The sequence below is a fragment of the Amycolatopsis sp. NPDC054798 genome, from assembly GCF_053611505.1.
The window spans coordinates 67,983-94,712 of record NZ_JBSHAM010000030.1 but is presented as its reverse complement, the minus strand read 5'-3'; the positions used below and the strand labels follow the sequence as shown (position 1 = coordinate 94,712).

Below are 26,730 nucleotides of genomic sequence, written 5' to 3'. Positions count from 1 at the left end.
TTGTCAAGGCATCTTTCCCGCCTTGACAAGCACCCCCGAACCGTCAGCACAATCAGCTTCGGGGTGCCCCCTCACGAACGGGGCGCAATGTCGCCGCCAGGCGACGAGCCGCCCCCAACCTCACCCCAAAAACCGCCGCAAAACCGAAGCCACTTCCCGAATCTCCCCCACCCGCACATTCTCCTGCTGCGTATGCGCCAACGTAGGATCCCCCGGCCCGAAATTCACCGCAGGCATCCCCAACGCGGCAAACCGAGCCACATCCGTCCACCCCAGCTTCGCCGCGGCCTTCCCCCCAGCCGCAGCCACCAACTCCGCCGCCGCAGGCGCACCCAACCCCGGCAACGCCCCCGGCGACAAATCCACCAACGTCACCTCAAACCCCTCAAAAACCTCCCGCACATGCGCCTCCGCCTGCTCCGCACTCCGGTCCGGCGCAAACCGATGATTCACCGTCAACACAGCCGCGTCCGGCACCACATTCCCAGCCACCCCACCGGAAATCCCCGTAGCCTGCAGCCCTTCCCGATACGTCAGCCCGTCAATATCCACCACCCGAGGCGAATAAGAAGCCAACCGCCGCAACGGCTCCGCCAACGCATGAATCGCATTGACTCCCATCCAAGCCCGAGCCGTATGCGCCCGTTCCCCCGAAGTCCGCACCTCGACCCGCAACGTCCCCTGACACCCAGCCTCGATCACGCCATTGGAAGGCTCGCCAACCACCGCGAGATCCCCAGCCAGCCACTCCGGCAACTCCCGCTCGATCCGCCCAAGCCCGTTCCGAACCGCCTCAACCTCTTCGTTGTCGTAAAACACAAACGTCACGTCATGCCGAGGCTCCGGCAAGGTCGCGGCCAGATGCAGAAACACCGCGTCCCCGCCCTTCATGTCCACCGACCCGAGCCCATGCAACACCGCATCGTCCCCGGCCCCAGTAACCCGCGAAGGCAAATTCGAGTTCTCCGGAACCGTGTCCAAATGCCCGGCGAGAATCACGCGCGAAGGACGACCGAGATTCGTCCGCGCCAGCACCGCGTCCCCATTGCGCACCACTTCCAGATGCGGGGCCTGCTCAGCCAGTGCCGCCTGCACCAAGTCCGCGAGCTTGCCCTCCTCCCCGGAGACGCTGAACACATCCACAAGGGCAGCAGTGAGCTCGGCAGGGTCGGCGCGCAGGTCAAGGGAGGTCATACCGGCACCGTACCCAGCCAGCGCGGGGGCTACCGTGAGGACGTGCGCACGCGAAGCTCCCTGGTCGTTCTCGGCGTCCTCGCCCTTGTCCTCACCGGTTGCAGCAACGAGGCCGGGCCCAAGGCCCGTCCGGGCGCCGGCGATCCGGGTCCCGACGCCCTGCCGATCAAGCTCGACGCGTTGTCGGCCGACACCTGTTTCACCGGTCCGCAGACGCAGCTGCCCAAGGGCTGTGAGAAATACGTCACCGAGGTCGGCAACACCGCGGGTTCGGTGCACAAGCTGGCGAAAGCGGGCAAGACGGTCAACCAGCCGCTCGACCACGACGCGACCGCGCTCGACCAGGCGGTCGCCGAGTTCCGTCAGGCCGGCTGCACCACTGTCCCCACGCCGGGCGGGGCGTGCACGCAGGCGCTCGTCTCCATCTCGACCGCGCTCACCGAGGTCAAGAAAAAGGTGAACCAGCTGGCCGCCACGGGTTGAGCCAGCCCGCTTCAGCTACCGTGACCAGCGTGAGCGAGCAGACCCCTGACCCCGAAACGACCGGCGCCGTCGGCGTCGGGCTGGCCACCGTCACGTCCGACGGAACCGTGCTGGACACCTGGTACCCGCACCCCAAGCTGGTCGAAGCAGGCATCAGCGGCACCGAGCGGCTGACCGCGGAGCAGACCACCGAGCTGCTCGGCGAGTCCGCGGCCGCGCTGCTCGGCCCGGACACCGACCGCGGTGTCGAGGTTGTCGCGGTGCGAGTCACGATCGGCAGCCTGGCCACCGCGCCCGCCGACGCCCACGACGTCTACCTGCGCCTGCACCTGCTGTCGCACCGGCTGGTCCGGCCGCGCGGGCAGAGCCTCGACGGCATTTTCGGCCTGCTGGCCAACGTCGTGTGGACGAACCACGGCCCGTGCCCGGTCGAGGGCTTCGAGCAGACCCGGCTGCGGCTGCGGTCGCGCGGCGCGGTCACCGTGTACGGCGTGGACAAGTTCCCGCGGATGGTCGACTACGTCCTCCCGAGCGGGGTCCGCATCGCCGACGCGGACCGCGTGCGGCTCGGCGCGCACCTCGCGTCCGGCACCACCGTGATGCACGAGGGCTTCGTGAACTACAACGCGGGCACGCTCGGCGCGTCGATGGTCGAGGGGCGCATCTCGGCGGGCGTGCTGGTCGGCGACGGCAGCGACGTCGGCGGCGGCGCGTCGATCATGGGCACCCTGTCCGGCGGCGGCACCGAGGTGATCTCGATCGGCGAACGCTGCCTGATCGGCGCGAACGGCGGCGCGGGCATCTCCCTCGGCGACGACTCGGTGATCGAGGCCGGGCTGTACGTCACCGCCGGCACCAAGGTCGAGGTCGACGGCAAGACGGTCAAGGCCCGCGAGCTTTCCGGCATCTCCGGCGCGGTCTTCCGGCGCAACTCGGCGACCGGCGCGGTCGAGGTCGTGTCGCGCGGCGGCGTCGGCATCCAGCTGAACGAAGCACTACACGCCAACTGATCCACCCCTTCGAGAGGGTGCGCTTCCCGCCAGCGGGAGCGCACCCTCTCGCTGTTTCTACCGGCGCCGAACTGATCGTTGTTCACCTACCATTAACCAGGTGACCTCCGAAGCGACCAGCCGCCGCCGTACTCCGGAACCGACGACGCCGGCCGCTCTGGGGCTCCCCGCCGAACCGGCGAAAGCGGGACCCGAGGCCCCGGCAGCCGCGCACGTACGGGCCAAACTCGACCACGAACTGCGCGAACTGCTGTCCCGCGAACCGGGCACCCGGGCCGGGGCCGATCCGGAAGAACTGCACCAGATGCGTGTCGCGCAACGGCGGATGCGCAGCGTGCTGAAATCCTCCAGCGCGCTGATCGGGGCCACCGCGGAACCGGTGCGAGCCGACCTCGGCTGGCTGGGCCAGGTCCTCGGCGAGGTCCGCGACTACGACGTGCTGATCGGCCACCTGCGCGAGGTGATCGCCGACTTCGACGTCCGCGACCAGGCCGCCGGGCGACGGCTGGTGTCCCGTTTCGTCTCCGAACGCACCGCCGCCCGCCGCCGGTTGAACCGGGCGTTGTCGAGCCCGCGGTACGCGACCCTGTTGCAGCGCATCGCCCAGCTGTCCCGCGCCGCCGAGCACGAGATCGACGAGACGCCCTCCGCCAAGCCCGGGTTGGCCGCCGACGTGCGGAAGCCGTACCGGAAACTCGCCCGCGCGGTCGCCGCCCTGCCGCCGAATCCGCCGGACGACGACCTGCACGCACTGCGCATCCACGGCAAGAAACTCCGCTACACCGCCGAACTGGCCCGGTCGGCGGCGAAAAAGAAGCAGGCGGCGAAACTGTCCGAGCTGATCAAGGCGACCCGCAAATTCCAGACCGTGCTAGGCGATCACCAGGACGCGGTCTTCGCCGCGGAGAAGGTGCGCGGCGTGCTGGCCAACGCGGACGCCGAGGTCGGTTTCGTCGCCGGGCGGATCGTCGAGCACGAGTTGGCGAAGCGTGCTCAGGCCCGGGCCACGTGGCTCGACGTATGGCACCGCATCGAAAAGGCCGAGCACGCGGTCAGTTGACCGACCACACGTAGCCATCCGGCCGCACCAGCACCCGCTTCCCAGCCACCCCCTCATACGCCGCATACGCGTGCCCGCCCCCGTCCACGAATTCCCCTGCCGACCCCTTCGGCAGGATCCGGTACGCCGGATGCTCCGTCCCGAGCGGCCCGTCGCCGAACACCAGCTCTGTCGCATGTGGACCGTTGAACAGCTCGAAAAGCCGCACAGTCTTGCCATTCGCGTCCACCAGCGGTGCGTCCGGTGCCCGATCGCCCGGCCGCAACGCGCCCGTGCCGACCGGCGACAGCGGTCCGCCCCGGTAAGTGACATCGAGCTGCTGAGTCTCCGGCCCGCGCTCGTGCGCGTCGTCGGCCCCCTCCTTGTACTTCTCCAGCAACGCACTGCTCACCCCCAAAACCCGCGCCGCGACCGTACGCCGTTCCGCCTCGTAGCTGTTCAGCAGCGCAGGCGATCCGTCGGCGAGCTTCCAGCCGAGGTTGTACGCGTCCTGCACGCCGGTGTTCAGCCCCTGCCCGCCGGTCGGCGGGTGCACGTGCGCGGCGTCCCCGGCGAGAAACACCCGCCCCTGCCGAAACGAGGCGGCCAGGCGGATATTCGGCCGCCACACGGTGGACCACGCCAGGTCGAGCAGCCGGACACCACCGCCGGACACCGCGTCCAGGTGCTCCTGCAACGCACTTAGCGAGGTCCCCGCGTCGCCGTCGCCGAGCGGGGAGGCGAACTGGAAATACGGCGTCCCCGGGAGCGGCGTGAACGCGACTCCGGACATCGGCTCGTCCGCCTTCGCGAACCAGTACGCCGAGTCGTGGTCGAGCCCTTCCGCCGAGACGTCGCCCAGCAGCATCCGGATCGATTCGTCAGTGGTCCCTTCGAACGCGATTCCCAATGCCTTGCGCACAAAGCTCTTCCCGCCGTCCGCGCCGACCAGGTACTCCGCCCGCACCGTCTCCCCCGTCGACAGCTCAGCGGTCACGCCCTCGTCGTCCTGCGTGAAGCCGGTCAGCGCGGTGTTCAGCTCGACCCGAACGCCCAGCTCAGCCAGCCGGTCGCGAAGGATCCCCTCGGTCTGCGACTGGCCGAGGAACCAGGCGTTCGGATACGGCACCGTCGGCGTCGGCTCGACCGGCTCGGCCATCCACCGCACCATGGCGAACTCCCCGTCCAGGTACACCCGCATCGGATACGGCGGCGCTCCCGCGGCGAGCACCGCGTCCAGCACGCCCAGATCCTCGAAAACCTCCATCGTGCGCGGCTGCAGCCCGTCGCCGCGCGAACCGACGAAGTACTGCTCCGCCTTGTCCACCACTCGCACGCCGACCCCGCGCCGCGCCAGCTCGATCGCCAGCGTGAGCCCGGTCGGGCCCGCTCCCGCCACCAGTACCGTCATCGCCCTCACCCTTCGATGAATTTATATTCAGTGAATCTAGATTCAGAGTGCCCGCTGATAGCGTTCCGCGTCAAGGGAGGTGCCGGATGACAGCCACGAGCCGCCGGGACAAAGCCGCCGAAACGGAAACGGCGCTGAAGGAAGCGGCCAAGCGCGTGTTCGCGGCCAAGGGCTACCTGAACACGAAGATCACCGACATCACCAAGGAAGCCGGTCGTGCCGCGGGGTCGTTCTACAACCACTTCGCGAGCAAGGAAGAACTGCTCATCGCCCTGCTGGCCGACCTGGCCGCGGACAGCGACCGGCAGGCCATGGCCGAGGACCATCTGTCCGATTTCAGCGACCCGGCGGCGGTCCGCTGGCACGTGCGGCAGTACTGGGATTTCTACCGCGACAACGCGCCGACGATGCTCGCCCTGCGCCAAGCGGCGATGGTGAACGACGACTTCGCCGCCGCCTACGCGAACTTCGGCGCCACTCAGGCCGCGGACGTCGAGAGCCACCTCGAACACGTCACCGCAGCCGGATTGCGGCTACCGGCGAACACCCAGCTCACCCTCGCGATGATGTACCAGCTGGTCGACAACTTCGCGCAGATGTGGCTGCTGACCCCGCCGCCGGCGGGCTGGACCCCGCCGTCCGACGAGGAAGCGGTGGAGGCGTTGACGCGGTTCGTCTACCGCGGTTTCACCGGCCGCGACTACTAGCCGCGGTCACCTTTCCGGTCCCTGCACCGTCAAGGAAGCGAGACCGGAAGGAGCAGCCATGGAAACCGGACTTCTCGTCGCCACCTTCGCCTGCATCGCGATCAATGCCTTCGAAGTCGCGGCCAAGGCCGTCCGAGCGCAGTTCGTCCTGCAGAACTCGGCCGAGGTCGGCGTCGGCCCGCGATGGCTCCCCTACCTGGCGATCCTGGAGGGCGCGGGCACCGCCGGGCTGGTGCTCGGCCTCCTCGGCTGGCCACACCTGGGGCTGGCCGCCGCGATCGGGCTGACGCTGTTCTTCGTCGGAGCGGTCGCCGCGCACATCCGCGCGAAGGTGTTCCACAACATCGCGTTCCCGGCGGTCTTCCTGCTGCTGGCGGTCGCGGCGGCCGGGTATTTCACCTGGCCTGCCTGACCCTCAGCCCTGCGCCAACCGCTCCGCGGCCGCCTCGATGCGCTCGTCCGTGGACGTCAGCGCGACCCGCACGTGCTCCTTGCCCGCGGGCCCGTAGAACGTGCCAGGGGCGACCAGGATCCCGCGCTCGGCCAGCCATTCCACCGTGGCCTGCGCGGATTCCCCGCGCGTCGCCCAGAGATACAGCCCAGCCTCGGAATACGTGATCTCGAATCCGCTGTCCTGCAACGCTTTCCGCAGCACCACGCGCCGCGCGCGGTAGCGTTCGCGTTGCTCGGCAAGGGCTTCGTCGTCGGTGAGCGCGGCGACCATCGCCTGCTGCACCGGGCGCGGCACGATCATGCCGGCGTGCTTGCGCACCTCCAGCAGATTCTTCACCAGCACGGGGTCGCCGGTCACGAATCCGGCGCGGTAGCTGGCCAGGTTCGCCGACTTCGAAAGCGAATGCACCGCGAGCAGGCCGTCCGTCTGTCCACCGTGGACGGACGGATGCAGCACCGACAGCGGTTCCGCCTCCCAGCCGAGCGAGAGGTAGCACTCGTCGGACACCACGACAGTGCCGCGTTCGCGCGCCCATTCGACCACCTTGCGCAGGTGGTCGACGCCGAGCACACGGCCGGTCGGGTTCGACGGCGAGTTCAGCCAGATCATCGCCGGGCGGCGCGGGCCGAGCTGGGTCAGCCCGTCCGCACGTACCACCTCGGCACCCGCGAGCAGCGCACCCACCTCGTACGTCGGGTACGCCAGCTCCGGGATGACCACTACGTCGCCCGGCCCGAAGCCGAGCAGCCGCGGCAGCCAGGCCACGGCCTCTTTCGAACCGATCGTCGGCAGCACGGCGTCCGGCTCGACGCCGGTGATCCCGTACCGCCGCCGCAACGCCGTGACAGCCGCTTCGCGCAGCTCAGGCGTTCCGTGCGTGGCCGGGTAGCCGGGAATCTCCGACACCGACGCGAGCGCGGCGCGGATCGAGTCCGGCACCGGGTCGACGGGCGTGCCGACGGAGAGGTCGACGATGCCCCCGGGATGCGCCTGCGCTCGGGCCTTGACCTCGGCGAGCGAATCCCAGGGGAAGTCGGGCAGCCGGGTCATTCGCCCTGCGGGGGCAGAGCCTTGATGAACCCCGGGTCGTGCGCGGTCTTGCCGACCTTCGAGGCGCCGCCGGGCGAGCCCAGCTCGTTGAAGAAGTCGACGTTCGCCTTGGTGTAGTCGGACCAGTTGTCCGGCACGTCGTCCTCGTAGTAGATGGCCTCGACCGGGCAGACCGGCTCGCAGGCGCCGCAGTCGACGCACTCGTCCGGGTGGATGTACAACATCCGCTCGCCCTCGTAGATGCAGTCCACGGGGCACTCGTCGATACACGCCTTGTCGAGCACGTCGACGCAGGGCTCGGCGATCACGTAGGTCACTGCGTACTCCTGGCTTCTCCTGCTGGGCCGGTCGGTGCGGACATTACGCGCTTCCCTGGCCCCCGGTGGTGGTTAGGCGACCCTTATCCGACCCCTGGAAACGGGGCGGATCCGCGCCGCTCAGCGATCCCGGCGGCGCGGTTTCGGCGCGTTCCGGGCATCGCCGGTAATGGCGAACGCGGGTCCGGCGGGCTTGCCGTCCTCGCGTTTCTCCTCGAGAGTCCGCTTGAACCCGTCGGCGATCTCGTCGACAAGCTCGTCGTTGTGCCGGTCGTCCTTGCGCGCGTAGCTCATGGGTTCTCCTGCGGAACGGGACAGCTCTCTCCGTCACAATCTAACCGTGAACTCCCGGGAAAAGCTCGAAATCGTGTGCGCGAAAGCGTGGCCGGCAGTGGTCGAGGAGCCGCTCGGGCAATGGACTTTGCGCTGGGCGGACGGCTTCACCGGGCGCGCGAACAGCGCACTCGCTGTCGGCGACCCCGGACGTGGAGTCCCGGACGCGCTCACGGCCGTGTGTGACTTCGCACACGCCCGCGGCATTCCGCCCGCGGTCCAGGTGCTGGAAGACAGCGATCTGGAGCGCGAAGTGGCCGCGGCGGGCTGGCGCGAGCAGGTCGAGCACGCCGCCGGGTACCGGGTGGCGGTACTGACCGGCCCGCTGCCGTCCGGGCCTTCGCCGGATGCCGAGGTTCTCGACCAGGCGACGCCGGAATGGTGGGAATTGGCCGAGAACACCACCGAGCCGAGTTCCGCCCAGTGGCACGTCGTGACCACTGGCAAGGTCGGTTACGGCGTCGTGCTGGCTGACGGCGTCACCGCGGGCGCGGTGCGCGGAGCGATCGTGGACGACTGGCTGCACGTCGCCCGTCTCGCGGTCGCGCCGGAATTCCGCCGCCGCGGCCTCGCCACCACCGTGCTGCACGCGCTCGCCGACTGGGGACGCGCGCACGGGGCGGACAAGTGGGTCCTTCAGGTGGCGGTGGGCAACACCGGCGCGCTCGCGCTGTATTCCGCGCTGGGCTGTTCGGAGCACCACAGGTACCGGTACTGGGGCCCGGCGCCGCGGACGTGCGAGGATCGCCAGTCGTGAAGATCGTCGTACTGGTTGGCGGGGTGGGCGGAGCCCGCTTCCTGCTCGGGGTCAAAACCGCACTCGGACTTCCCGCGATCGGCGCGGGCGAATCGCCGCACGAGATCACCGCCCTGGTCAACACCGGCGACGACGTGTGGATGCACGGCCTGCGCATCTGCCCGGATCTCGACACCTGCATGTACACCCTCGGCGGAGGCATCGACTCCGAACGCGGCTGGGGCCACGCCGGCGAGACCTGGACGGTCAAGGAGGAACTCGCCGCCTACGGCGCGGAGCCGACCTGGTTCGGGCTCGGCGACAAGGACATCGCGACGCACCTGATCCGGTCGCGGATGCTGCGCGCGGGCTATCCGCTGTCCCAGGTCACCGAGGCGCTGTGCGACCGCTGGCAGCCCGGCGTGCGGTTGCTGCCGATGTCTGACGACCGGGTCGAAACGCACGTCGTGATCGACGATCCGGACCAGCCGGAGCAGCAGAAGGCCGTGCACTTCCAGGAGTGGTGGGTGCGCTACCGGGCCGGCGTGCCCGCGCATTCGATCGTCGCGGTCGGCAACGACGAGGCCAAGCCCGGACCCGGCGTGCTGGCGGCGCTGGCCGAGGCGGACGTCGTGCTGTTCGCGCCGTCGAACCCGGTCGTGTCGGTCGGCACGACGCTCGGGGTGCCCGGGGTGCGCGACGCGCTGCGGAAGTCGCCCGCGAAGGTCGTCGGGGTGTCGCCGATCATCGGCGGGAAAGCGTTGCGCGGCATGGCCGACGCGTGCCTCACCGCGATCGGCGTGGAAACCTCGGCGGAGGCGGTCGGCCGCCACTACGGTGCGCGTTCGGAAGGCGGAGTGCTCGACGGCTGGCTCGTCGCTCCGGAGGATCACGAGGTCACGGTGCCCGGCGTGGACGTGCGCGCGGTGCCGCTGCTGATGTCCGATGTGGACGCGACGGCGGACATGGTCCGCGCGGCGCTCGACGTGGCTGGAGTTTCCCTTGGCTGATCACGCTTCCCAGAAGATCGAGATCCTGCCTGTTCCGGGTTTGCCGGAGTTCCGTCCCGGCGACGACCTGACCGGTGCGATCGTGACCGCGGCGCCGTGGCTGCGTTCCGGCGACGTGGTCGTGGTGACCAGCAAGGCGTTCTCGAAGATCGAGGGCAGGCTCGTGCGTGTGCCGAGCGACCCCGAAGCGCGCGACGCGGCCCGGCGCAAGCTGATCGAGGAAGAATCGGTGCGGGTGGTCGCCCGGATCGCGCGCACGCTGATCACCGAGAACAACCTGGGCATCGTGCAGGCGGCGGCCGGGATCGACGCGTCGAACGTGCGCGGCGACGAGGTGGCTCTGCTGCCCGCGGACCCGGACGCGTCCGCTTTGGCTCTGCGCAACGGTTTGCGGGAACGGCTGGGCGTCGAGGTCGCCGTGGTCGTCACCGACACCATGGGCCGGGCCTGGCGAGTCGGCCAGACGGACGCCGCGATCGGCGCGTCCGGCCTGCGCGTGCTGCACGGGTACGCCGGGCAGGTCGATTCGCAGGGCAACGAGCTGGCCGTTACGGAAATCGCGGTCGCGGACGAGATCGCCGCCGCCGCGGATCTGGTGAAGGGCAAGCTCGGCGGGTTGCCGGTAGCGGTCGTGCGCGGCCTGCAGATCCACGATGACGGGTCCACCGCGCGGAACCTGATCCGCCCGGTCGACACCGATCTCTTTCGCTTGGGCACCAACGAATCCATCGCGCAGGGCCGCCGGGAAGCCGTGCCGCACCGGCGTTCCGTCCGGCAATTCAGCGACGAACCGGTGGATCCCGACGCGATGCGCCGCGCCGTCGCGTCCGCGCTCACCGCGCCCGCGCCGCACCACACGCACCCCGTGCGGTTCATCTGGCTGCGCGACGAAGGCCTGCGCCGCAAACTCCTCGACGCGATGCGCGCGTCCTGGGAAGCCGACCTGACCAGCGACGGTTTCACTCCCGAACAGATCGCGAAACGCCTGTCCCGCGGCGACATTCTCTATCGCGCGCCGGAACTGGTAATCCCGTTCCTGCTGCCCGAAGGCGCGCACGCCTACCGCGACGACCGGCGAAACCGGCACGAGCGCACCATGTTCACCGTCGCCGCCGGCGCTGCCGTGCAGGGCCTGCTGGTCGCACTGGCCGCCGAAGACCTCGGCTCGTGCTGGATCGGCTCGACCATTTTCGCCGCCGACCTGGTCCGGTCCACTTTGGACTTGGATGACCGATGGCAGCCGCTCGGCGCGGTGGCCGTCGGGCACCCGGCCGAACCCGCTCCCCCGCGCGGACCGCTTTCCACCGGCGATTGGCTGATCGAACGATGACCCTGCACGAATCCGCCGTCGCCGAACTGACCGGCTGGAAGCCCGCGACCCCGGCGCAAGAGTCGCTGCGGCAAGCGTTTCTCGGCTTCCTGGCGTCGCGTTCGGACACTTGCCAGCGCTCCTGCGAGGCCGGGCACCTGACCGCGTCCGCGGTACTCCTCGACTCGACCGGCACGCAGGTCCTGCTGACCCTGCACCCGCGCGTCGGCCGCTGGCTGCAACTCGGCGGGCATTGCGAACCGTCCGACGCGTCGCTGTCCGAAGCCGCCCTGCGCGAGGCGACCGAGGAATCCGGCATGAGCGGCCTGGTGATCGGCGAAACCCCGGTGCACCTGGACGTCCACCCGATTACTTGCTCGCTCGGCGTCCCCACGCGGCATTTCGACGTCCGGTACGTGGTGCACGCACCACCCGGCGCGGAACCCGTGCGCAGCGACGAATCCGACGACCTGCGATGGTGGCCAGTGGACGCGCTGCCCGCGGGTTCGGAAGATCTGGCCGAACTGCTCGCGGCCGCCCGTTAACCTGGGCAGATGGACCTGGCGCGACCGCACCTGCACCCCGGCGACACGGGCGCGTACATCAGCGGATGGGTGGTGCTGATCGGCTTCGCGGTGGCGTTCGCGCTGCTGGTGCTGGGCATTGTGGTCAGCATCCGACGGAAACGGCGGCAACGATGAGCATCACCTACGACCCGGCTTCGTCCGTCCCGCCTTTCGAACAGGTCCGGACGTCGCTGGCCAACCAGATCAACGACGGCACCCTCGCGGTCGGCACGAAACTCCCGACAGTGCGCGGACTGGCCGCGGAACTGGGCATCGCGCCGAACACCGTGGCGCGTGCGTACCGCGAACTAGAGGAAGCCGGCCTGCTGGAAACCCGAGGCAGAGCAGGCACTTTCGTCAGCGCGACCGGCGACGAAACCCTCTCGCGCGCCCAAGCCGCCGCGGCCTCGTACGCCGAGATCATCCGAGGCTTGGGCTTGTCGGCCGAACAAGGCGTAGCGATCGCCGCGGCTGCCCTGCGCTGACCGCGGCGAGGAATTAGCATCGATGGCCTGAACCCGTGCCCGATCTGATGGGAAACCCATGCTGAACTACATCCTGCCGGGCGCGCTGGTCCTGCTGCTGGTGGTAGTCCTGGTCTTGAAATTCACGGTGGGGCGGCCCAAGCAGCCTCCGCAGGCCGGGCCGGGCGCTCCGTACGATCAGCCGCAGCAGGGCCAGTACCCGCCGCAGCAGTTCCCGCCGCAGGGCCCGTATCCGCAGCAGGGGCAGCACCCGCAGCAGCAATATCCGCAGCAGCCTGGTCAGCAGCAGTATCCGCCGCAGCCCGGCCAGCAGTACCCGCCGCAGAACCCGCAGGGCTGAGCCGCTTTCCCGGCCCGCGTCACAACTTCGACCAGGGGAGGGTCTTCACCGTGGCTGTCCAGCCGTGGCATCTCATCGTTCTGCTGTTGCTGGCCGGCCTGGTGGTCGCGATCGTGGTGGCGGTGCAGGCTTCGAACAAACGCAAACGGAACAACCCGCCGCCGGGCTACTTCCCGCCGCAGCAGGGCTTCCCGCCGCCCGGCCAGAACTACCCTGGCTACCCGCCGAACCCGGGGCCGCAGGGCTACCCCGGCCAGCCGGGCTACCCGCCGGCCGGCCCGCAGTATCCGAACGCCCCGCAACCGCCCGGTGCCCAGTACCCGCCTCAGCCCGGGGTCCCGCCTCAGCCCGGGGTCCCGCCGCAGGGTCAGAGCCCGCAGAATCCGTACCCGCCGCGCTGACTCACATCGCCCGGTAATCCCGCAACTCGATCCGCGGCCCGAACCTCGGCCGCCGAGCCCCAGCCGCCCCCAGGTACCGGATCGCCCGCTGCCGCTGCGGCGCGTACGGCTCCAGCACCCGCGCCATCTCCTCGTCGTCGATCTTCCGCCCGAGCAGCGTGTGCCCGACCACCGCCGGGATGTTGTAGTCGCCGAAACTGACCGCGTCCGGGTCGCCCCACGCGCGCTGGGCGATCTCCGCCGCCGTCCACACGCCGATGCCCCGCACCTTCCGCAGCCACGCGCGCCCCTCGGTCCCGCGCAGCCGCACCGCTTCCTCCAGCCGCGGAGCCACCCGGGCCGCCTCGATCAACGCAGTCCGGCGCTTGACGTCCACTCCGATCTTGTGCCAGTTCCAGTCCACAATGGACCGAATGGCGACCGGATCCGGCGGCACCCGCAGGAAGCCCGGCCCCGGCCCGGGCGCGCGCGTGCCGAACCACCGGCACAGCTCCGCCCACGACCGGATCGCTTCCTTGCCGCTCACCTTCTGCTCCAGGATCGCCAGCACCAGCGCGTCCCACACCCGCCCGGTCGAGCCGAGCCGCAGTCCCGGCGCGTTCCGGCGGGCTTCGGCGATCACGTCGTGGTGCGCGACGAAGCCGGTGTCGTCGTCGTCCGCGCCGAGCAGCGCGGGTACGCCCTCCAGCAGGAAATCCGCGCCGTCGCCCCAAGCCTCGGCCTCGACGACGCCGTCCGGCCGGTGCAGCAGCGCCAGCGTTCCCTTGCCGCCGGGCGTGTTCGCGGCCAGCCACCAGACGCCGCGGTCATGCCGGAAGTTCAGCGATCCGCGCCCACGGCTCAGCGGACCCAGCACCTGTGCCAGATCCACCGGAAACCCCGGACGCCACTCCATCACGCGTCGCTCGAAAACCGGATGCCGCCGTCGGGCACCGTAACGCCGGGCCAGATCCGGACCCCGTCGAGCAATTCGCAGCCGGCGCCCACCGACGCACCGTCGCCGAGCACCACGCCGCGCAGCACCGCGCCCTCGCCGACCTGCGCTCCGCGGCCGAGCACCGAATTCTCCACAATGGCGTCCGGGCCGATCACCGCGTCGTCGAACACCACCGAGCCGGACACTGTCGCGCCCTTCCCGACCACGGCACGGGCACCGATCGTCGTACCGTCGGTGAGCTTCGCCCCGGCGAAGATGGACGCCGCTTCCAGGGCGAGAAAGTCGCCGGTCGGCCCAGTCAGCGCGGAGGTAGGCGCGATGCCGCGGACCAGATCGGCGCTGCCGCGGACAAACGCTTCCGGGGTGCCGACGTCGAGCCAGTATGAAGAGTCGACAAATCCGTGCAGATGCGCACCGTTTTCGAGAAGCCCAGGGAACGTCTCGCGTTCGACCGACACCCGTCGCCCGGACGGAATGGTTTCGATCACCGGACGGCGGAAGACGTAACAACCGGCGTTGATCTGGTCCGTCGGCGGGTTCGGCGTCTTCTCCAGGAAGGCGGTGACGCGACCGTCCGCATCAGTCGGCACCGACCCGAACCGGCTCGGGTCGGGGACGCGCTGGAGGTGGAGCGTGACGTCCGCGCCGGAGTCGAGGTGGGTGCGCAGCTGGGCGTTCAGGTCGGCACCGGAGAGGATGTCGCCGTTGAAGACGATCGCGTGGTCGGCGCGCAGCCGGTCGTAGACGTTGCGGATGGCGCCGCCGGTGTCGAGCGGCTCCTCCTCCACCACGTACTCGAGTTCCAGCCCGTGCGCGGACCCGTCGCCGAAGTACTCCTCGAACACCTCCGCCCGGTACGACGTGCCGAGCACCACGTGCCGGATCCCGGCCGCGCGGATGCGGGAGAACAGGTGGCTCAGATAGGGCGTTCCCGCCGTCGGCAGCATCGGCTTCGGAGCCGACAGCGTGAGCGGGCGCAGCCGCGTGCCCTGGCCGCCGACCAGTACGACGGCGTCGACCTCGACCTCGGACGTCACAGAAATCTCCTTTGTATCACGCACCGCTGAGCGACAAGCCGCGGGAAACGTGGGCGGCGCGGGCCCCGAGGGCCTACCCTAGACAGGAAACAGGCGGGCCTTTCCCTAGAGGCCCCGGGTCAGTCGGGAGGCCGAGGGGAATGGACCCCCGCGATCGCGCGGACGCTTTGCTCGCACGCGCACGATCCCGCGGCGCCTTCGTGGTGACGCCGGACAACATGACGTCTCCGATGGATTCCTCCAGCACCCAGCAGATCTCCGCCTCGGTGGTCTCCGGGCTGGACCCCGACACCACGACGCAGCTGCCGGCGTCGCTGATCGAAGAGAACGACCATCCGCTGGCAGGCGGCACGCGAACCCAGCCGTCGCCGCATCCGCTGGCCCAGCCGACGCCGACGCGTCCGCTCGAGGTCCCGGGCCCGCAGAACACCTTGCCGCAGCAGACGGTGCCGAATCCGGCCGGTCCGCAGAAGACGACGCCGCTGGTCCCGCGCCCGCAGGCGAAGCCGGTGGCGAGCCCGCTGAAGGAACCGGCCGAGGAGGAAATGACCGGCCTGGTCCCGACGGTCAAGCAGACCAGCGGACGGTCCAACCTGTCCCGGCGGCTCGACGGGCTGTGATCCTCGCGGGGCCTCCCCGGGCCCGGATCGCCCGGATCGCCTGGGGAGAGTTCCCGTGCGGGAGATCGCATCTCCCGCGAGCGATCTTTACGACCGCAAAGTGTTGCGGCGGCTGGGCATCCGGACGGTCCCGGAGGCAAGCCGGCTGCCCGGGTGTCCTTTGCGGACCTCAGCCCTTGCGGGTCTCCAGCTTGACCCGCAGCGCCAGCCCGAGCTTCACCGCCGCCAGCACCGGCTTCCACAGCAGCCCCTGGTGCCGGTCGGCGAGGTAGCGGTAGGCGCTCGCGTGGTGGGCGCGCAGCATCTTCGCCGACGCGCGCGACGTCGAGTGGCCGCCGATGTGCATCACGCTCGACGACGGGGCGTAGACGTTCTGCCAGCCGGCCTTCGCGAGCCGGTCGCCGAGGTCGACGTCCTCGAAGTACATGAAGTAGCGGGTGTCGAAGCCGCCGACGGAGTCGAACGCCTCGCGCCGGAAGAGCTGGCAGGAGCCGGACAGCCAGCCGGACGTGCGCTCGGCGGGCGCGGCGTTCTCCTGGCGGTATTCGCGGGTCCACGGGTTGCCCGGCCAGATCTTGCCGAACACCGCGTGCCCGATCCCGCGCCCGAACGACGGCAGCAGCCGCGCGGACGGGTAGACGGTCCCGTCGAGGTCGTGGATCAGCGGCCCGAACGCGGCCCCGCGCGGCCAGCGCCCGGCGACCTCAAGCAGCGCGTCGAGAGAGCCGGGCTCCCATTCGAGGTCCGGGTTGACCACGACGACCCAGCCGAAGCTGTCGTCGAGCGCCGCGACGCCGCGGTTGGCGGCCGTCCCGTAGCCGACGTTCTCGCCGATGCTGACGAGCGTCACGTTCTCACGTTCGGCGGCCTTCTCCGGAGCTCCGTCGGTGGACGCGTTGTCGGCGACGACGACGTGTACGTCGCGGTCAGTCGCCTTGTCGAGCGTGTCGAGGAACTTCTCGAGCGTTTCGCCGGGGAAGTAGGTCACGGTCACGACGCCGACGCGGTCACCATACGTGCGCTGCTCAGTCACCGCGCCATTGTCCACTGCTCACGGACGGCTACGTCAGCCCACCGAACCGATCACCCGCGGTGACTCTCGCTCACGCCTTCAGCTCAGCCAGTTCGTCGTCGATCAACAGGCCGGGGTCGAACTTCATCCCCTCGAAGTGGCCGGCCAGTTCGAGGGACAGCACGCCGTGCAGCCGGGTCCAGAAGGACAGCGCGCGCCGCACCGCACCGGTACCGACGGTGTCGCTGTCCACCCATTCGCGATGGGTTTCCAGGTGCACGTGGAAGGACGTCTTCGGCTCCGGTTCTCCCCTGCCCGCGTTCGCCTCGATCAGGACTTCCATGACCTCGTTGGAGATCGCCGTCGTGTCCGGCGGCGCGTGGTAGCCGGGCACCGGCGTGCCGTAGATGAGGAAGTAGCGCTGCGGATCAGCCTTGGCCCAGTCCCGGATGACGTGCGCCAGCGCCATCAGGTCCGCCCCGGAATCCGCCGCCGCGCGGACGGTGTCGGCAAGGCTCCGGAACGCGTCCCGGATCAACGCGGTGATCAGCTCGTCCCGGCCGCGGTAGTACCGGTACAACGCGGGCACGGTCATGCTCATCCGCTTGGCGATCGCGGTCAGCGACAACGCCGGGAGCCCCGCCTCGGCGATCTGTTCCCGCGCGTACTGCTTGATCTCCTCGCGCACCTGCTCGCGGTAGCGCTCCCGCGGTGCCTGTTCGGTCATCGGCCGTTCCCCTTCGTTCCTCTCCGCTCAGTGTAGTTAAGCCCCTTCACTTCCGCTATTGACGTTCACCCTCGCGCGCCTATATGGTCTTAACCAGAGTTAATGGTACTAACTAACACTAATGGAGTTCACCGATGTCGGACACCACGCCGCGCACCTCGCCTCGCCGTCGCAGCCTGCGCGCCGCCTTGCTCACCCTCCCGATCGCCGCCGGACTGCTCGGTGCCGCGCCCGCCCAAGCCGCCTCCACGCACCCCGCCCCCGGCTCCCTGACTTGCCAGGGCAAAGGCATCGACCCGAACGCTCAGCTCCACCACCGCGCGGAAACCTTCATCAAGGCCCCGCTGAGCACGGTGTGGCGGCTGCACACCAATGTCGAAAGCTGGCCGTACTGGCAGAAGCCGGTCACGAGCATGAAGCGCCTCGATCCCGGCCGGCTGCATCCCGGTTCGCAGTTCCGCTGGACCACGCCCGCTCCGGCCACGCCCTCGACGCCGCCCACCACGCTGGTCATCACGTCGACCGTCCACCAGGTCAAGCCCGGCCAGTGCGTCCGGTGGTCCGGGCCCGCGATCGGGCAGGGCCTGCGGATCGACAAGGGAACGCACGTCTGGAATTTCGTCCCGGTGCGAGGCGGGGTCATCGTCCGCACCGAAGAAAGCTGGACCGGCCAGCAAATCGAGGCCGACCCGGCCACCGCGATCAAGTACCTGGCTCCGGGGCTGGACCTCTGGCTCGCCGATCTGAAGACCGCCGCCGAAGCCCACTGCCACCACTGAACACCGCCCAGCAAAGGAGAATCCCGATGACCACGTCCCGCGCCTCGCTGCCCGTCCTGCTCACCGCCTGGTCCGTCCCCGTCCTCGTCCTCGGGCAGTTCGCGCTGCTTTCCGGGATCCCGTTGATCGCGCTCGTCGTCTCCAGCCTGCGCAGGTCTCAGCCGCCCGCTCTGCGCTGGTGGTCCGCCGGACTGGCCGCGGTTTATCTCGGAGTACTCGCACTCTGGGCGTTAAGTCCGGAAAGCGCGCCCAGTTTGTCTAAATCCATGAATCCGGCGGTCACCGCATTCTTTGTGGCGAGCGGAGTCGCGGTCGCTATCGCACACCACCTCCGCGCAACGCCCAAACTGCGTTAACCGAAACTGGTAACCTCGAAATCAGCAGCTCAAAACGAGGAGGCCGATGAAAACCGTCGCCGTCGAGGAGCACTGGACCACCCCCGGCATCGACCGGATGCTGCGTACCAGATCCGGCGATCCGAGCATCGCGTTGAACGACCGGGGCGACCTCCCGCAGCGGCTGCTCGACATCGGCGACCAGCGCGTCGCGTGGATGGACGAGGCGGGCATCGACGTCCAGATCCTCTCGATCGCGCCGCCGGGAACGCACGGATGCCCGGCCCCGCAAGGCATCGAACTGAGCCGCGAGGCGAACGACCTCGTCAGCGAGGCCGTCGCGAAGCACCCCGAGCGCTTCCGGGCCATGACGACGCTGCCGATGTCCGATCCGGACGCGGCAGTCGCCGAACTGCACCGCACCGCGAACGATCCGGCGCACGTCGGGATCATGTCGTACGGCCGCAGCGGCGATCGCCCCCTCGACGATCCCGCGTACGACGAACTGCTCGGCGCAGCCGCCGCGCTCGGGCGGCCGGTGTTCGTCCACCCGCAGATCCCGGTGGAGCCGGTGCGGCAGGCCGCCTACAGCGGGTTCAGCCCGGATCTCGACCTCGCGCTCGCCACGTACGGTCTCGGCTGGCACTACGAGGCCGGGCTCGCGGTCATCCGGCTGATCCTGCGCGGAACATTCGACCGCCACCCGGATCTGCAGGTCGTCCTCGGCCACTGGGGCGAGGTGGTCCTCTTCGCACTCGACCGCATCGACAGCCTGTCGCACTCGGCCCCGCATCTCGAACGGCGCGTCTCCGAGTATTTCCGCACAAACATCCACCTGGCGACCAGCGGAATGCTCGTCCCCCGAATGCTGCGCAACGCACTCGAATACACGACCGCAGACCGGATCCTGCTCTCCGGCGATTATCCGTTCCATCAGCTCCACGCCGCGGCCATCACCGAATTCCTGGAGAAATTGCCGAACCAGGAGGACCGGGAAAAGATCGCGCACGCCAACGCGGAAGCCCTTTACGGCCTCCGTTAACGATTGCGCAAATGCTGATGCCAGGCTTTTCCGTAAGCCTCGCGGTGCCGATCCGCCGTTGTCGTCCACGAGAATTCCTTGGCGCGCCGCTGCGCCGCGGAAGCCAGCACTGAACGACGCGACGGATCGGCCAGCAGTTCCGTCAGCGCCGCGGCGACGTCGCCCGCTCCGACACCGCAGTACGCCACCGCGTCGCCGCCGACCTCCGGCAGGGAAAGCCGGCGCGTGGTCAGCACCGCGGCACCGCAGGCCATCGCTTCCAGCACCGGCAGCCCGAAGCCTTCGCCGAGGCTCGGATACGCCACCAGTTCCGCGCCGCCGAGGAATCCGGCGAGCGTGCCGAACGGCAGATAACCCGCGCGGATCACGCGAAGCCGGTGCGGCACCGCGTCCAGCGCACGCTCCACCTGGGTGTCCCAGCCGGGCTGGCCGGCGAGCACGAGCGCCGGAGCGTCCCGCTGCCCGGCGACCGCGCGGGCGTAGCCGCGGATCAGCGCGGGCACGTTTTTCCGCGGTTCGAGCGCCCCGAGGAACGCGATGTACGGCGTCGCGCCGAGCCCGATCGCCTTCCGCGCCGCCGCGATCTCCTCCGGGGCGGGCGGATGGAAGCGTTCGCTGTCGACGCCGTGGTGGATGATCTCCAACTCCGCCCGCCGGACTGGGCTCACCCGAGCCAGTTCTACCGCTGTCGCGTGACTGGGAACTACGCAGAGTGTCGCCCGGCGCAGCGCCGTGGCGGTCCAAGCGCGGAAGAACCGGGCCTTGACCGACGAGTGCAGGACAGCGTCGGTGAAGAACGTCGCATCGTGCAGCGTGACCACCGAAGCGGCCCCGCTGGCGAGCGGCATCGTGTAGTGCGGAGAGTGCACGACGTCGGCGGCAAGGCGGCGCACGAGCCGGGGAAGGGTGGCTTGTTCCCAGGTCAGCCGAGCCGTGCGGGTCGAGGTCGCGGGCGACGCGGCGACGATCCGGGAACCGGGCGCGAGCTGGTTGTAGAGCGGCAGGTCGCGCGGCTGGCAGACCACCGTCAGCCGGGCCCCGTCCTGGTCCAGCGCGCCGACGAGCGAGTCCACGTAACGACCGACCCCACCCCGATCCGCGGGCACCGCGGTCGCGTCGATCAGCACACGGGGATCACCGGTCACGAGTGCAGCGTACGGCGATCACCCACCGCACAGGTCAGGAACCGGCAAACTGCCGTCAACTCCGGTCCCGGCACCCCTCGCCCACCTGCACTCACCCGTCTGGGTTCACTCGACCGTGTCAGTTCGATCGCTGTCCGAACCCGTCAGCCCGATTGCTGACTGGGCCGCCACCCTCCGGCTCGGCCGCGCTTCGGCCGCCAGTCCAGCCGCCCGAGATCCGGCCCAGCCGCCACCGGCCCAGCCCAGCCGACCCGCCGCCAGCTCGACCGCAACCAGCGGTCAGCTCGACCGCCGATGCGCCGCCCACACCGCCTCGGCCGCCGCCCGCCAGGTGAACGTCCGCGCCCGCTCGCGCCCGAGCTTCGACAGCTCCGCCGCCTTGTCCGGCGACAGCAGCACCTCCTTCAGCGCCCGCGCCAGCGCGTCCGGGTCGCCCCGCGGCACCACCAGCCCCGCCCCGCCGGACACCTCGACCAGCGCCGGGACGTCCGTGTGCACCACCGGCACCCCGATCGCCATCGCTTCCAGCAGCGGCAGCCCGAAGCCCTCGGCGAGGCTCGGCATCGCCAGCACGCTCGCGCCGCGCATCGCCGTCGCCAGTTGCGCGTCGGTCACCTTCCCCAGCACGCGCACCGATTTCAGGCCGCGGTCGGTCGCCAGCCGCACCGGGTCGATCCCGCCCCAGCCGGGCTGGCCGGCGAGCACGAGGCCGACGTCGCCGACCTCGTCCGTGCCGTCGAGCTGCGCCACCGCGTCGACCAGCACGTCCATGCCTTTGCGCGGTTCGATCGTGCCGACCGCCAGCACGTAGCGCGACGGCAGGTCGAGGTTCGCCGCCCCCTCCGGAACGGTCACCCCGTGCGGCACGACCCGCACCGGAACGTCCACCTCCAGCAGCACCGCCAGCTCGTCGGCGACCGCGCGAGTCGGCACGATCAGCCCGGACGACCGCCGCGCGGCCCGCGCGATCATCGACCGGTGCCAGCTGACGCCGCGCGCGGTCAGGGTTTCCGGGTGCGTCCACGGCACTGTGTCATGCACGGTGACGGTCAGTGTTCGGCCAGCCGGGGCACGGGGCGGTGCGAACGGGGTCGGCGCGTGCACCGCGTCACCGCCCGGCCACCAGCGCAGGCCCAGTTGCCACAGCGCGACCAGCGCCCGTGGCGGCAGCGGCAGCACGCGAGGTCCTTCGACGCCGTCGATCCGGGCCGCGGACACGTCCGCGTGCCGCGCGACCACGCTGGACACGGTCCAGCCGGGCGGCGCGGTGCGGGCGAGCGCGGGCAGCAGTTCGGCGGTGTACCGGCCGGTGCCACCCGGAACGGGCGCGAGCAGTTGCTCGGCGATCACGACCAGTTCGGGCACGCCGCTATTCTCTCCCAGGTGACCAGCGCGGACTCCGGCACCACCGTCGTCGTGGTGACCTGGCGTGGGGCAGACCACCTCGCCGCGTGCCTCGACGCGCTCGCCGCCCAGGACCGTCCACATAGGACACTCGTGGTGGACAACGCCTCAACCGACGGCACCGCAACGATTCTGGCCGCGCACCCCAGCCGTCCGGAGGTGCTTCGGCTGCGGCGCAACACCGGATACGCCGGGGCGATGGCGCACGCGCTGAACCTCATCGACACCCCGCGGGTCGCCTGGCTCAACGACGACGCCGCCCCGGAGCCGGACTGGCTCGCCAACCTCGAAGACACCCTCGACAGCCAGCCGCTGGCCGCTGCCGTCACGTCGCGGCTCGAACTGCCCGACGGCAGCACGCAGTCCACCGGCGTCCGGCTGACCGCCGACGGTCACGGCGCTGACCTCACCGAACCCAGCGACGAGGTCTTCGGCTTCTGCGGCGGTGCCGCGCTGCTGCGTACGGAGGCCGTGCGCGCGGTCGGCGGGGTCCCGGCGAGCTTCTTCTGTTACTACGAGGACACCGACACCGCGTGGCGGCTGCGGCTGGCCGGATGGCACGTCGCCGCCGCACCGAAGGCACGCGTCCAGCACCTGCACGGGGCCAGCACGAACCCCGGCTCACCGTTGTTTCACCGGTGGAACGAACGCAACCGCCTGCTCATGCTGGTGCGCTGCGCCCCTACGAAAGTCGCAATCCGGGAGCTGGCGCGCTTCGCCGCGATCACCGCTTTGCTGCCGCTGCGCCGCCGCCCGGACGCGGCGAACTTCGACCCGGCGCTGCGCTTGCGGGTGCTGGCGGAGGTTTTTCTCCGGCTCCCCCGCACGCTGCGGGAACGCGGTCGCGTGAGCCGGATCTCGGCGCTGGGCCGAGGCGCGATCTGGGATGCCTGGGCTGGCCTTTAAGCTGGGCGCAAATTCGACGGAGGAGCTCGTCTTGGCAGTGGGGGACCCGCAACCGCTCGTCTCGGTGATCGTGGTGAACTACCGCGGCGCCGACGACACCATCACCTGCCTGCGGGCGCTGCGAACCGACCTGGATTACGCGAATGTCGAGCTGATCTGCGTCGACAACGCTTCCGGCGGCGACGACGCGGCCCGCATCCGCGCCGCGGTGCCGGACGTGCAGCTCATCGAATCGCCGGTCAACACCGGGTTCGCGGGCGGCTGCAACCTCGGCGCGCAGCACGCGAACGGCACCGTCCTCGGCTTCCTCAACAACGACGCGCGCCCCGCCCCGGCGTGGGTCTCCGCGGCTGTCGCCGAACTGCGCGCGCAGCCGACCGTCGCCGCGGTGGCGAGCAAGGTCCTCGACTGGGACGGCACCGGCACCGATTTCGTGGACGCGGGTCTGACCTGGTTCGGCATGGGCTACAAGCGGCACGCCGGCAGCCCGCTCGCCGACGTGCCCGAGGCCGAGCACGACGTGGCCAAGGACGTCCTCTTCGGCACCGGCTCGGCGCTGTTCGTGCGCGCGTCGGTGTTCGCCGAACTCGGCGGCTTCGACGAGCGCTTCTTCATGTTCTACGAGGACGTCGACCTCGGCTGGCGGCTCAACCTGCGCGGCTGGCGCGTCCGCTACGTGCCGGAATCGCTCACCTACCACCGGCATCACGGCACGATGGCCGCCGTCGACGCACCGGACACCGGCCGCGAAACCTTCCTGCTGGAACGCAACGCACTGGCCGCGCTGTACAAGAACCTCTCCGACGAGTCGCTGGCCCGCGCGCTGCCCGCGGCACTCGCGCTGGCCGTCCGCCGGGCGACCGCACGCGGCGGCATCGATCCGGATCAGCTGGACTTGGAGAAGGGTGTCGGCCCGGTCGACACCTCGGAGGTCGCGGTCCCGCGCACCACGCTCGCCGGAGTGCTGGCGGTGGACCGGTTCGTGGAGATGATGCCTTCGCTGGCGGAGTCCCGCGCGATCGAGCAGGCCGCGCGCGTGCGCACCGACGCCGACCTGCTTCCCTTGCTGCGCAAGGCACTTGAGCCCGCGTACCCGCTGCCGGACTATCTGCGGGCGCACGAAATCCTCGTCGAAGCGTTCGGCATCAAGGACGTGTTCGGCCAGCGTCGCAAGATCCTTGTGCTCACTGGCGATTCGATCACCGAGCGGATGGCCGGTCCGGCGATCCGGGCGTGGAACATCGCCTCGACGCTGTCGGCCGAGCACGACGTGCACCTGATCACCACCAACCCGCACGTCTCGCCTCCGCCCGCGGCCTTCCAGATCAGCTCGGGCAAGCACCGCGACCTCGACGGCCCGATCGAATGGGCGGACGTCGTGATCCTGCAGGGGCACGTGCTGGAGCTGGCGCCGTCGCTGAAGAAGCAGCACGAGCACAAGATCGTCGTCGCCGACGTGTACGACCCGATGCACCTGGAGCTGCTGGAACAGGGCAAGGACGCCCCCGACGACCAGCGCGCGCTCGACCTCGCCGGCGTCACCAGGGTTCTGGACGCCCAGCTCGAACGGGCCGACTTCTTCCTCTGCGCCTCCGAACGCCAGCGGCACTTCTGGCTGGGCCACCTCGCCGCGCTCGGCCGGTTGTCCCCGCGGCTTTACGACGCCGACCCGACCACCCAGTCGCTGCTCGCCGTCGTCCCGTTCGGCCTCTCCCCGCAAGCCCCGACGCGCACCGGCCCGGGCCTGCGTTCCGCTTTGGGCATCGGCGAATCCGACCGGGTCGTCCTGTGGGCGGGCGGCGTCTACAGCTGGTTCGACCCGCTGACCCTGATCCGCGCCTTCGACGTGCTGCGCCACCGCCACGACGACGCCCGTCTCGTGTTCCTCGGCATGAAGCACCCGAACCCCGAGGTCGCCGAGATGGACATCGGCGCCCGGACCGTGCGGCTCGCGGATTCGCTGGGCCTCACGGACAAGAACGTCTTCTTCAACGAGCAGTGGGTCCCGTATTCGGACCGGCAGAACTGGCTGCTCGACGCCGATTGCGGTGTCACCACGCATTACGAACACGTCGAGACGACCTTCGCTTTCCGGACCCGGGTGCTCGACTACCTGTGGGCTGGCCTGCCGATCGTGACGACCGACGGTGACGCGTTCGCCGACCTGGTCCGCGCGGAAAACCTCGGCGTCGTCGTACCCGCCGAGGATGTCGAAGCCTTGGCCGACGCGCTGGAGAAGTCCTTGTACGACCGCGAATTCGCCGACGCTTGCGTCGAGCGGATCCGGGTGGTCGCGCAGCGGTACGCGTGGCCGGAGGCGCTGAAACCGCTGGTGGAGTTCTGCCGGAACCCACGACCGGCCGCGGACCGGCTGCCCGGCGGCGCGGACCTGACCGTCAGCGATCCCGTGCGCGGCACCGCGATGGTACGGCGGGATTTGGCCCTGGTGCGAGAATACCTCGCCGCCGGCGGGCCGGGCGAGCTGGCGAAGCGAGCAGCGGGACGGGTCACGAAGGTGGCGCGGGAGCGGTTGCGCCGTGGCTGATCGTCCGCTGCGCGTCCTGCTAGACGGCACTCCCCTGCTTGGCTCCCGGACCGGGATTGGCCGGTACACGGCCGCGTTGAGCGAAGAACTGGCTTCGATGTCCGAAGTGGACCTTCGCGCGGTCGCGTTTACCTTGCGGGGCTGGCGGAAGTTGCGGCATGTGCTGCCGCATGGGGTGCAGGCTCGGGGGATGCCGGTGTCCGCGCGGCTTTTGCGGGCTACCTGGCTGCGTACCCAGTTGCCTCCGGTGGAGCTGTTCGCCGGACCGACGGATGTGGTGCATGGGACGAACTTCGTCCTTCCCGGCCGTCTCCGGGCGGCTGCGGTTTTGACTATTCACGACTTGGCTTTTATCGACGCTCCCCAAGAGTTGGCGCACTCGGACCGGACCCTGCCGGAGTTGGTCCGGCGGGGAGCGCATCGGGCGAATGTCGTTTGTACGCCGACTGAGGCTGTGGCAGATTCTGTTGCGGAGAAGCTGGATGTTGATCGCTCCAAGATCATCGCCACTCCGCTCGGGGTGAACCCGGCTTGGTTCACCGCCCGGCCGCCGGATGACGGGGTACGGGCGAAGCTGCGGTTGCCGGAGAAGTATCTGTTGTTCGCAGGGGCGGCTGGGCCTCGTAAGGGATTGGATTGGCTGGCTGCGGCGCATGCCGCCGCGCCGGACCTGCCGCCGTTGGTATTCGCTGGCCCTGGACCGTTTCCTCGGCTGCCGCGGTCCGGGCAGACCGGCTATCTGTCCGATGTAGACCTTCGGACAGTGGTGGCTGGTGCCGCTGCGCTCGTCCTGCCGTCGCGGGATGAAGGCTTCGGCCTGCCGGTGCTGGAAGCGATGGCTTCGGATGTTCCAGTCGTCTGCACGGATATCCCAGCACTGCGCGAGGTAGCAGGCGACTGCGCGACGCTGGTTCCCTATGACGACGTAGACGGCCTGGCAGAAGCCCTACGCCAAGCCGTCACTGACCCCCACGGCCTAGCCACCTCTACAGCCCGCCGAACCCACGCGGCCAGCTTCACCTGGCACAACACCGCACTACGCACGCTAGATGCATATCGCCAGGCGACTGAAGCGTAAATCGGCATAAGAACCGCCGCCTATAAACATAAACCGGGCAACCACCCAGCCCCTCTCCGCAACCCCGATCCCCGCCGAGCACGCGGTCTGAGGTGGTTTGTCAAGGTACTCTTTCCCGCCTTGACAAACCACCTCAGACCGTAGTGACAATGAAATAATCGGGGTGGGGCCACCTCAGCAAAACCCCGGCGTAGCCGGGGAAACTCGGCGTAGCCGGGGAAAGACCACGGAGAAAGGCACCCCGAAGCCGGAATTGTGACTACAGTCTGGCCCATCTTGTCAAGGCTGGAAAGAGTACCTTGACAAGATGGCCCAGAC

General features: G+C 69.7%; 31 protein-coding genes. 20 read left to right on the top strand and 11 right to left on the bottom strand.

What is annotated here, in order from left to right; all coding sequences use genetic code 11:
- Positions 1 to 120: 120 nt before the first annotated feature.
- The gene (dapE, locus tag ACWGIC_RS20340) at positions 121 to 1,194 is read right to left on the bottom strand and encodes a succinyl-diaminopimelate desuccinylase (RefSeq protein WP_452077493.1); all 1,074 of its coding nucleotides are present in this window, start codon (positions 1,192 to 1,194) and stop codon (positions 121 to 123) included.
- A gap of 42 nt (positions 1,195 to 1,236) precedes the next feature.
- Between dapE and ACWGIC_RS20335 the strand changes: the two genes are divergently transcribed.
- The 3 genes from ACWGIC_RS20335 (at position 1,237) to ACWGIC_RS20325 (ending at position 3,747) form a co-directional block, all read left to right on the top strand.
- Entirely contained in the window at positions 1,237 to 1,677 is a 441-nt protein-coding gene (locus tag ACWGIC_RS20335) for a hypothetical protein (RefSeq protein WP_452077492.1), read from the top strand.
- Positions 1,678 to 1,706: 29 nt separating this feature from the next.
- Positions 1,707 to 2,687 (top strand): 2,3,4,5-tetrahydropyridine-2,6-dicarboxylate N-succinyltransferase, encoded by a 981-nt coding sequence (gene dapD, locus ACWGIC_RS20330; RefSeq protein ID WP_452077491.1) that lies wholly within the window; start codon positions 1,707 to 1,709, stop codon positions 2,685 to 2,687.
- Between the two features lie 100 nt (positions 2,688 to 2,787).
- Positions 2,788 to 3,747, top strand: coding sequence for a CHAD domain-containing protein (locus ACWGIC_RS20325; RefSeq protein ID WP_452077490.1), 960 nt, complete (start codon positions 2,788 to 2,790; stop codon positions 3,745 to 3,747).
- Here the strand turns inward: ACWGIC_RS20325 and ACWGIC_RS20320 are convergent.
- Positions 3,740 to 5,137 carry an FAD-dependent monooxygenase gene (locus ACWGIC_RS20320; RefSeq protein WP_452077489.1) on the bottom strand — a complete coding sequence of 466 codons (1,398 nt, stop codon included), beginning with the start codon at positions 5,135 to 5,137 and terminating at the stop codon, positions 3,740 to 3,742. The genes ACWGIC_RS20325 and ACWGIC_RS20320 overlap by 8 nt on opposite strands.
- An 86-nt stretch (positions 5,138 to 5,223) precedes the next feature.
- Between ACWGIC_RS20320 and ACWGIC_RS20315 the strand changes: the two genes are divergently transcribed.
- Positions 5,224 to 5,844 (top strand): TetR/AcrR family transcriptional regulator, encoded by a 621-nt coding sequence (locus ACWGIC_RS20315; protein ID WP_452077488.1) that lies wholly within the window; start codon positions 5,224 to 5,226, stop codon positions 5,842 to 5,844.
- 58 nt (positions 5,845 to 5,902) lie between these two features.
- Complete coding sequence (locus ACWGIC_RS20310) at positions 5,903 to 6,256, top strand: DoxX family protein (RefSeq protein ID WP_452077487.1); 354 nt, start codon at positions 5,903 to 5,905, stop codon at positions 6,254 to 6,256.
- Positions 6,257 to 6,259: 3 nt separating this feature from the next.
- Here ACWGIC_RS20310 and dapC read toward each other — a convergent pair whose 3' ends face one another.
- The 3 genes from dapC to ACWGIC_RS20295 all read right to left on the bottom strand — a co-directional run bounded on the left by dapC (position 6,260) and on the right by ACWGIC_RS20295 (position 7,959).
- Complete coding sequence (dapC, locus tag ACWGIC_RS20305) at positions 6,260 to 7,348, bottom strand: succinyldiaminopimelate transaminase (protein WP_452077486.1); 1,089 nt, start codon at positions 7,346 to 7,348, stop codon at positions 6,260 to 6,262.
- Complete coding sequence (fdxA, locus tag ACWGIC_RS20300) at positions 7,345 to 7,665, bottom strand: ferredoxin (protein WP_009072848.1); 321 nt, start codon at positions 7,663 to 7,665, stop codon at positions 7,345 to 7,347. Before fdxA ends, dapC begins: the two co-directional genes overlap by 4 nt.
- A 120-nt stretch (positions 7,666 to 7,785) precedes the next feature.
- The gene (locus ACWGIC_RS20295) at positions 7,786 to 7,959 is read right to left on the bottom strand and encodes a hypothetical protein (RefSeq protein ID WP_167441895.1); all 174 of its coding nucleotides are present in this window, start codon (positions 7,957 to 7,959) and stop codon (positions 7,786 to 7,788) included.
- A 46-nt stretch (positions 7,960 to 8,005) separates the two neighbouring features.
- Here ACWGIC_RS20295 and ACWGIC_RS20290 point away from each other — a divergent pair, with 46 nt between their 5' ends.
- From ACWGIC_RS20290 to ACWGIC_RS20255, 8 genes are read left to right on the top strand one after another with little or no spacing between them, the layout of a single operon-like run.
- The gene (locus tag ACWGIC_RS20290) at positions 8,006 to 8,755 is read left to right on the top strand and encodes a GNAT family N-acetyltransferase (protein ID WP_452077485.1); all 750 of its coding nucleotides are present in this window, start codon (positions 8,006 to 8,008) and stop codon (positions 8,753 to 8,755) included.
- Positions 8,752 to 9,744 (top strand): 2-phospho-L-lactate transferase, encoded by a 993-nt coding sequence (gene cofD, locus ACWGIC_RS20285; protein ID WP_452077484.1) that lies wholly within the window; start codon positions 8,752 to 8,754, stop codon positions 9,742 to 9,744. Before ACWGIC_RS20290 ends, cofD begins: the two co-directional genes overlap by 4 nt.
- Entirely contained in the window at positions 9,680 to 11,074 is a 1,395-nt protein-coding gene (locus ACWGIC_RS20280) for a coenzyme F420-0:L-glutamate ligase (RefSeq protein WP_452077483.1), read from the top strand. Before cofD ends, ACWGIC_RS20280 begins: the two co-directional genes overlap by 65 nt.
- Positions 11,071 to 11,598 (top strand): NUDIX hydrolase, encoded by a 528-nt coding sequence (locus ACWGIC_RS20275; protein ID WP_452077482.1) that lies wholly within the window; start codon positions 11,071 to 11,073, stop codon positions 11,596 to 11,598. Before ACWGIC_RS20280 ends, ACWGIC_RS20275 begins: the two co-directional genes overlap by 4 nt.
- Before the next feature lie 9 nt (positions 11,599 to 11,607).
- On the top strand, positions 11,608 to 11,754 hold the full coding sequence (locus ACWGIC_RS20270) for an LPXTG cell wall anchor domain-containing protein (RefSeq protein ID WP_452077481.1): 147 nt from the start codon (positions 11,608 to 11,610) through the stop codon (positions 11,752 to 11,754).
- Entirely contained in the window at positions 11,751 to 12,104 is a 354-nt protein-coding gene (locus tag ACWGIC_RS20265; protein WP_452077480.1) for a GntR family transcriptional regulator, read from the top strand. Before ACWGIC_RS20270 ends, ACWGIC_RS20265 begins: the two co-directional genes overlap by 4 nt.
- 58 nt (positions 12,105 to 12,162) lie before the next feature.
- Positions 12,163 to 12,444 (top strand): hypothetical protein, encoded by a 282-nt coding sequence (locus ACWGIC_RS20260; protein WP_452077479.1) that lies wholly within the window; start codon positions 12,163 to 12,165, stop codon positions 12,442 to 12,444.
- A gap of 50 nt (positions 12,445 to 12,494) precedes the next feature.
- The gene (locus ACWGIC_RS20255) at positions 12,495 to 12,845 is read left to right on the top strand and encodes a hypothetical protein (RefSeq protein WP_452077478.1); all 351 of its coding nucleotides are present in this window, start codon (positions 12,495 to 12,497) and stop codon (positions 12,843 to 12,845) included.
- A gap of 1 nt (position 12,846) precedes the next feature.
- Here ACWGIC_RS20255 and ACWGIC_RS20250 read toward each other — a convergent pair whose 3' ends face one another.
- Positions 12,847 to 13,740: a DNA-3-methyladenine glycosylase family protein gene (locus ACWGIC_RS20250; protein WP_452077477.1), complete on the bottom strand. Its 894-nt coding sequence runs from the start codon at positions 13,738 to 13,740 to the stop codon at positions 12,847 to 12,849.
- Positions 13,740 to 14,819, bottom strand: a complete 1,080-nt coding sequence (locus tag ACWGIC_RS20245) for a sugar phosphate nucleotidyltransferase (RefSeq protein ID WP_452077476.1) — start codon at positions 14,817 to 14,819, stop codon at positions 13,740 to 13,742. The genes ACWGIC_RS20250 and ACWGIC_RS20245 overlap by 1 nt, the downstream gene beginning before the upstream one ends.
- Positions 14,820 to 14,959: 140 nt before the next feature.
- On the opposite strand from ACWGIC_RS20245, the gene ACWGIC_RS20240 reads away from it, so the two are divergent.
- The gene (locus tag ACWGIC_RS20240) at positions 14,960 to 15,439 is read left to right on the top strand and encodes a hypothetical protein (protein WP_452077475.1); all 480 of its coding nucleotides are present in this window, start codon (positions 14,960 to 14,962) and stop codon (positions 15,437 to 15,439) included.
- A gap of 169 nt (positions 15,440 to 15,608) precedes the next feature.
- Here ACWGIC_RS20240 and ACWGIC_RS20235 read toward each other — a convergent pair whose 3' ends face one another.
- Together ACWGIC_RS20235 and ACWGIC_RS20230 are read right to left on the bottom strand one after the other, a co-directional pair.
- Positions 15,609 to 16,472 (bottom strand): glycosyltransferase family 2 protein, encoded by an 864-nt coding sequence (locus ACWGIC_RS20235; RefSeq protein WP_452077474.1) that lies wholly within the window; start codon positions 16,470 to 16,472, stop codon positions 15,609 to 15,611.
- Positions 16,473 to 16,542: 70 nt separating this feature from the next.
- Complete coding sequence (locus ACWGIC_RS20230; RefSeq protein ID WP_452077473.1) at positions 16,543 to 17,178, bottom strand: TetR/AcrR family transcriptional regulator; 636 nt, start codon at positions 17,176 to 17,178, stop codon at positions 16,543 to 16,545.
- Positions 17,179 to 17,312: 134 nt separating this feature from the next.
- Here ACWGIC_RS20230 and ACWGIC_RS20225 point away from each other — a divergent pair, with 134 nt between their 5' ends.
- Genes ACWGIC_RS20225 through ACWGIC_RS20215 form a run of 3 tightly spaced genes read left to right on the top strand, consistent with a single transcriptional unit; the run spans position 17,313 to position 19,334 of the window.
- On the top strand, positions 17,313 to 17,957 hold the full coding sequence (locus tag ACWGIC_RS20225; RefSeq protein WP_452077472.1) for an SRPBCC family protein: 645 nt from the start codon (positions 17,313 to 17,315) through the stop codon (positions 17,955 to 17,957).
- Positions 17,958 to 17,983: 26 nt separating this feature from the next.
- Positions 17,984 to 18,313, top strand: a complete 330-nt coding sequence (locus ACWGIC_RS20220; RefSeq protein WP_452077471.1) for a hypothetical protein — start codon at positions 17,984 to 17,986, stop codon at positions 18,311 to 18,313.
- A 46-nt stretch (positions 18,314 to 18,359) separates the two neighbouring features.
- Positions 18,360 to 19,334 (top strand): amidohydrolase family protein, encoded by a 975-nt coding sequence (locus ACWGIC_RS20215; protein WP_452077470.1) that lies wholly within the window; start codon positions 18,360 to 18,362, stop codon positions 19,332 to 19,334.
- Here ACWGIC_RS20215 and ACWGIC_RS20210 read toward each other — a convergent pair.
- Entirely contained in the window at positions 19,331 to 20,461 is a 1,131-nt protein-coding gene (locus ACWGIC_RS20210; protein WP_452077496.1) for a glycosyltransferase family 4 protein, read from the bottom strand. The two genes, ACWGIC_RS20215 and ACWGIC_RS20210, sit on opposite strands and share 4 nt — an antisense overlap.
- A gap of 297 nt (positions 20,462 to 20,758) precedes the next feature.
- A complete protein-coding gene (locus ACWGIC_RS20205; protein ID WP_452077469.1) occupies positions 20,759 to 21,844 on the bottom strand; it encodes a glycosyltransferase family 4 protein in 1,086 nt (361 codons plus the stop codon).
- A gap of 18 nt (positions 21,845 to 21,862) precedes the next feature.
- Here ACWGIC_RS20205 and ACWGIC_RS20200 point away from each other — a divergent pair, with 18 nt between their 5' ends.
- Genes ACWGIC_RS20200 through ACWGIC_RS20190 form a run of 3 tightly spaced genes read left to right on the top strand, consistent with a single transcriptional unit; the run spans position 21,863 to position 26,412 of the window.
- On the top strand, positions 21,863 to 22,789 hold the full coding sequence (locus tag ACWGIC_RS20200; protein WP_452077468.1) for a glycosyltransferase family 2 protein: 927 nt from the start codon (positions 21,863 to 21,865) through the stop codon (positions 22,787 to 22,789).
- A gap of 31 nt (positions 22,790 to 22,820) precedes the next feature.
- Entirely contained in the window at positions 22,821 to 25,334 is a 2,514-nt protein-coding gene (locus ACWGIC_RS20195) for a glycosyltransferase (protein ID WP_452077467.1), read from the top strand.
- Entirely contained in the window at positions 25,327 to 26,412 is a 1,086-nt protein-coding gene (locus tag ACWGIC_RS20190) for a glycosyltransferase family 4 protein (RefSeq protein ID WP_451995502.1), read from the top strand. The genes ACWGIC_RS20195 and ACWGIC_RS20190 overlap by 8 nt, the downstream gene beginning before the upstream one ends.
- Positions 26,413 to 26,730: the final 318 nt, after the last annotated feature.

What these genes read in the sequence shown, in the direction of transcription:
- dapC (WP_452077486.1), bottom strand. Translation starts at nt 7,348, where the DNA reads ATGACCCGGCTGCCCGACTTCCCCTGGGATTCGCTCGCCGAGGTCAAG.
- dapE (WP_452077493.1), bottom strand. Translation starts at nt 1,194, where the DNA reads ATGACCTCCCTTGACCTGCGCGCCGACCCTGCCGAGCTCACTGCTGCC.
- ACWGIC_RS20310 (WP_452077487.1), top strand. Translation starts at nt 5,903, where the DNA reads ATGGAAACCGGACTTCTCGTCGCCACCTTCGCCTGCATCGCGATCAAT.
- ACWGIC_RS20225 (WP_452077472.1), top strand. Translation starts at nt 17,313, where the DNA reads ATGTCGGACACCACGCCGCGCACCTCGCCTCGCCGTCGCAGCCTGCGC.
- ACWGIC_RS20295 (WP_167441895.1), bottom strand. Translation starts at nt 7,959, where the DNA reads ATGAGCTACGCGCGCAAGGACGACCGGCACAACGACGAGCTTGTCGAC.
- ACWGIC_RS20230 (WP_452077473.1), bottom strand. Translation starts at nt 17,178, where the DNA reads ATGACCGAACAGGCACCGCGGGAGCGCTACCGCGAGCAGGTGCGCGAG.
- ACWGIC_RS20250 (WP_452077477.1), bottom strand. Translation starts at nt 13,740, where the DNA reads ATGGAGTGGCGTCCGGGGTTTCCGGTGGATCTGGCACAGGTGCTGGGT.
- ACWGIC_RS20265 (WP_452077480.1), top strand. Translation starts at nt 11,751, where the DNA reads ATGAGCATCACCTACGACCCGGCTTCGTCCGTCCCGCCTTTCGAACAG.
- ACWGIC_RS20280 (WP_452077483.1), top strand. Translation starts at nt 9,680, where the DNA reads ATGTGGACGCGACGGCGGACATGGTCCGCGCGGCGCTCGACGTGGCTG.
- ACWGIC_RS20320 (WP_452077489.1), bottom strand. Translation starts at nt 5,137, where the DNA reads ATGACGGTACTGGTGGCGGGAGCGGGCCCGACCGGGCTCACGCTGGCG.
- ACWGIC_RS20270 (WP_452077481.1), top strand. Translation starts at nt 11,608, where the DNA reads ATGGACCTGGCGCGACCGCACCTGCACCCCGGCGACACGGGCGCGTAC.
- ACWGIC_RS20215 (WP_452077470.1), top strand. Translation starts at nt 18,360, where the DNA reads ATGAAAACCGTCGCCGTCGAGGAGCACTGGACCACCCCCGGCATCGAC.
- ACWGIC_RS20315 (WP_452077488.1), top strand. Translation starts at nt 5,224, where the DNA reads ATGACAGCCACGAGCCGCCGGGACAAAGCCGCCGAAACGGAAACGGCG.
- ACWGIC_RS20220 (WP_452077471.1), top strand. Translation starts at nt 17,984, where the DNA reads ATGACCACGTCCCGCGCCTCGCTGCCCGTCCTGCTCACCGCCTGGTCC.
- ACWGIC_RS20275 (WP_452077482.1), top strand. Translation starts at nt 11,071, where the DNA reads ATGACCCTGCACGAATCCGCCGTCGCCGAACTGACCGGCTGGAAGCCC.
- ACWGIC_RS20260 (WP_452077479.1), top strand. Translation starts at nt 12,163, where the DNA reads ATGCTGAACTACATCCTGCCGGGCGCGCTGGTCCTGCTGCTGGTGGTA.
- ACWGIC_RS20240 (WP_452077475.1), top strand. Translation starts at nt 14,960, where the DNA reads ATGGACCCCCGCGATCGCGCGGACGCTTTGCTCGCACGCGCACGATCC.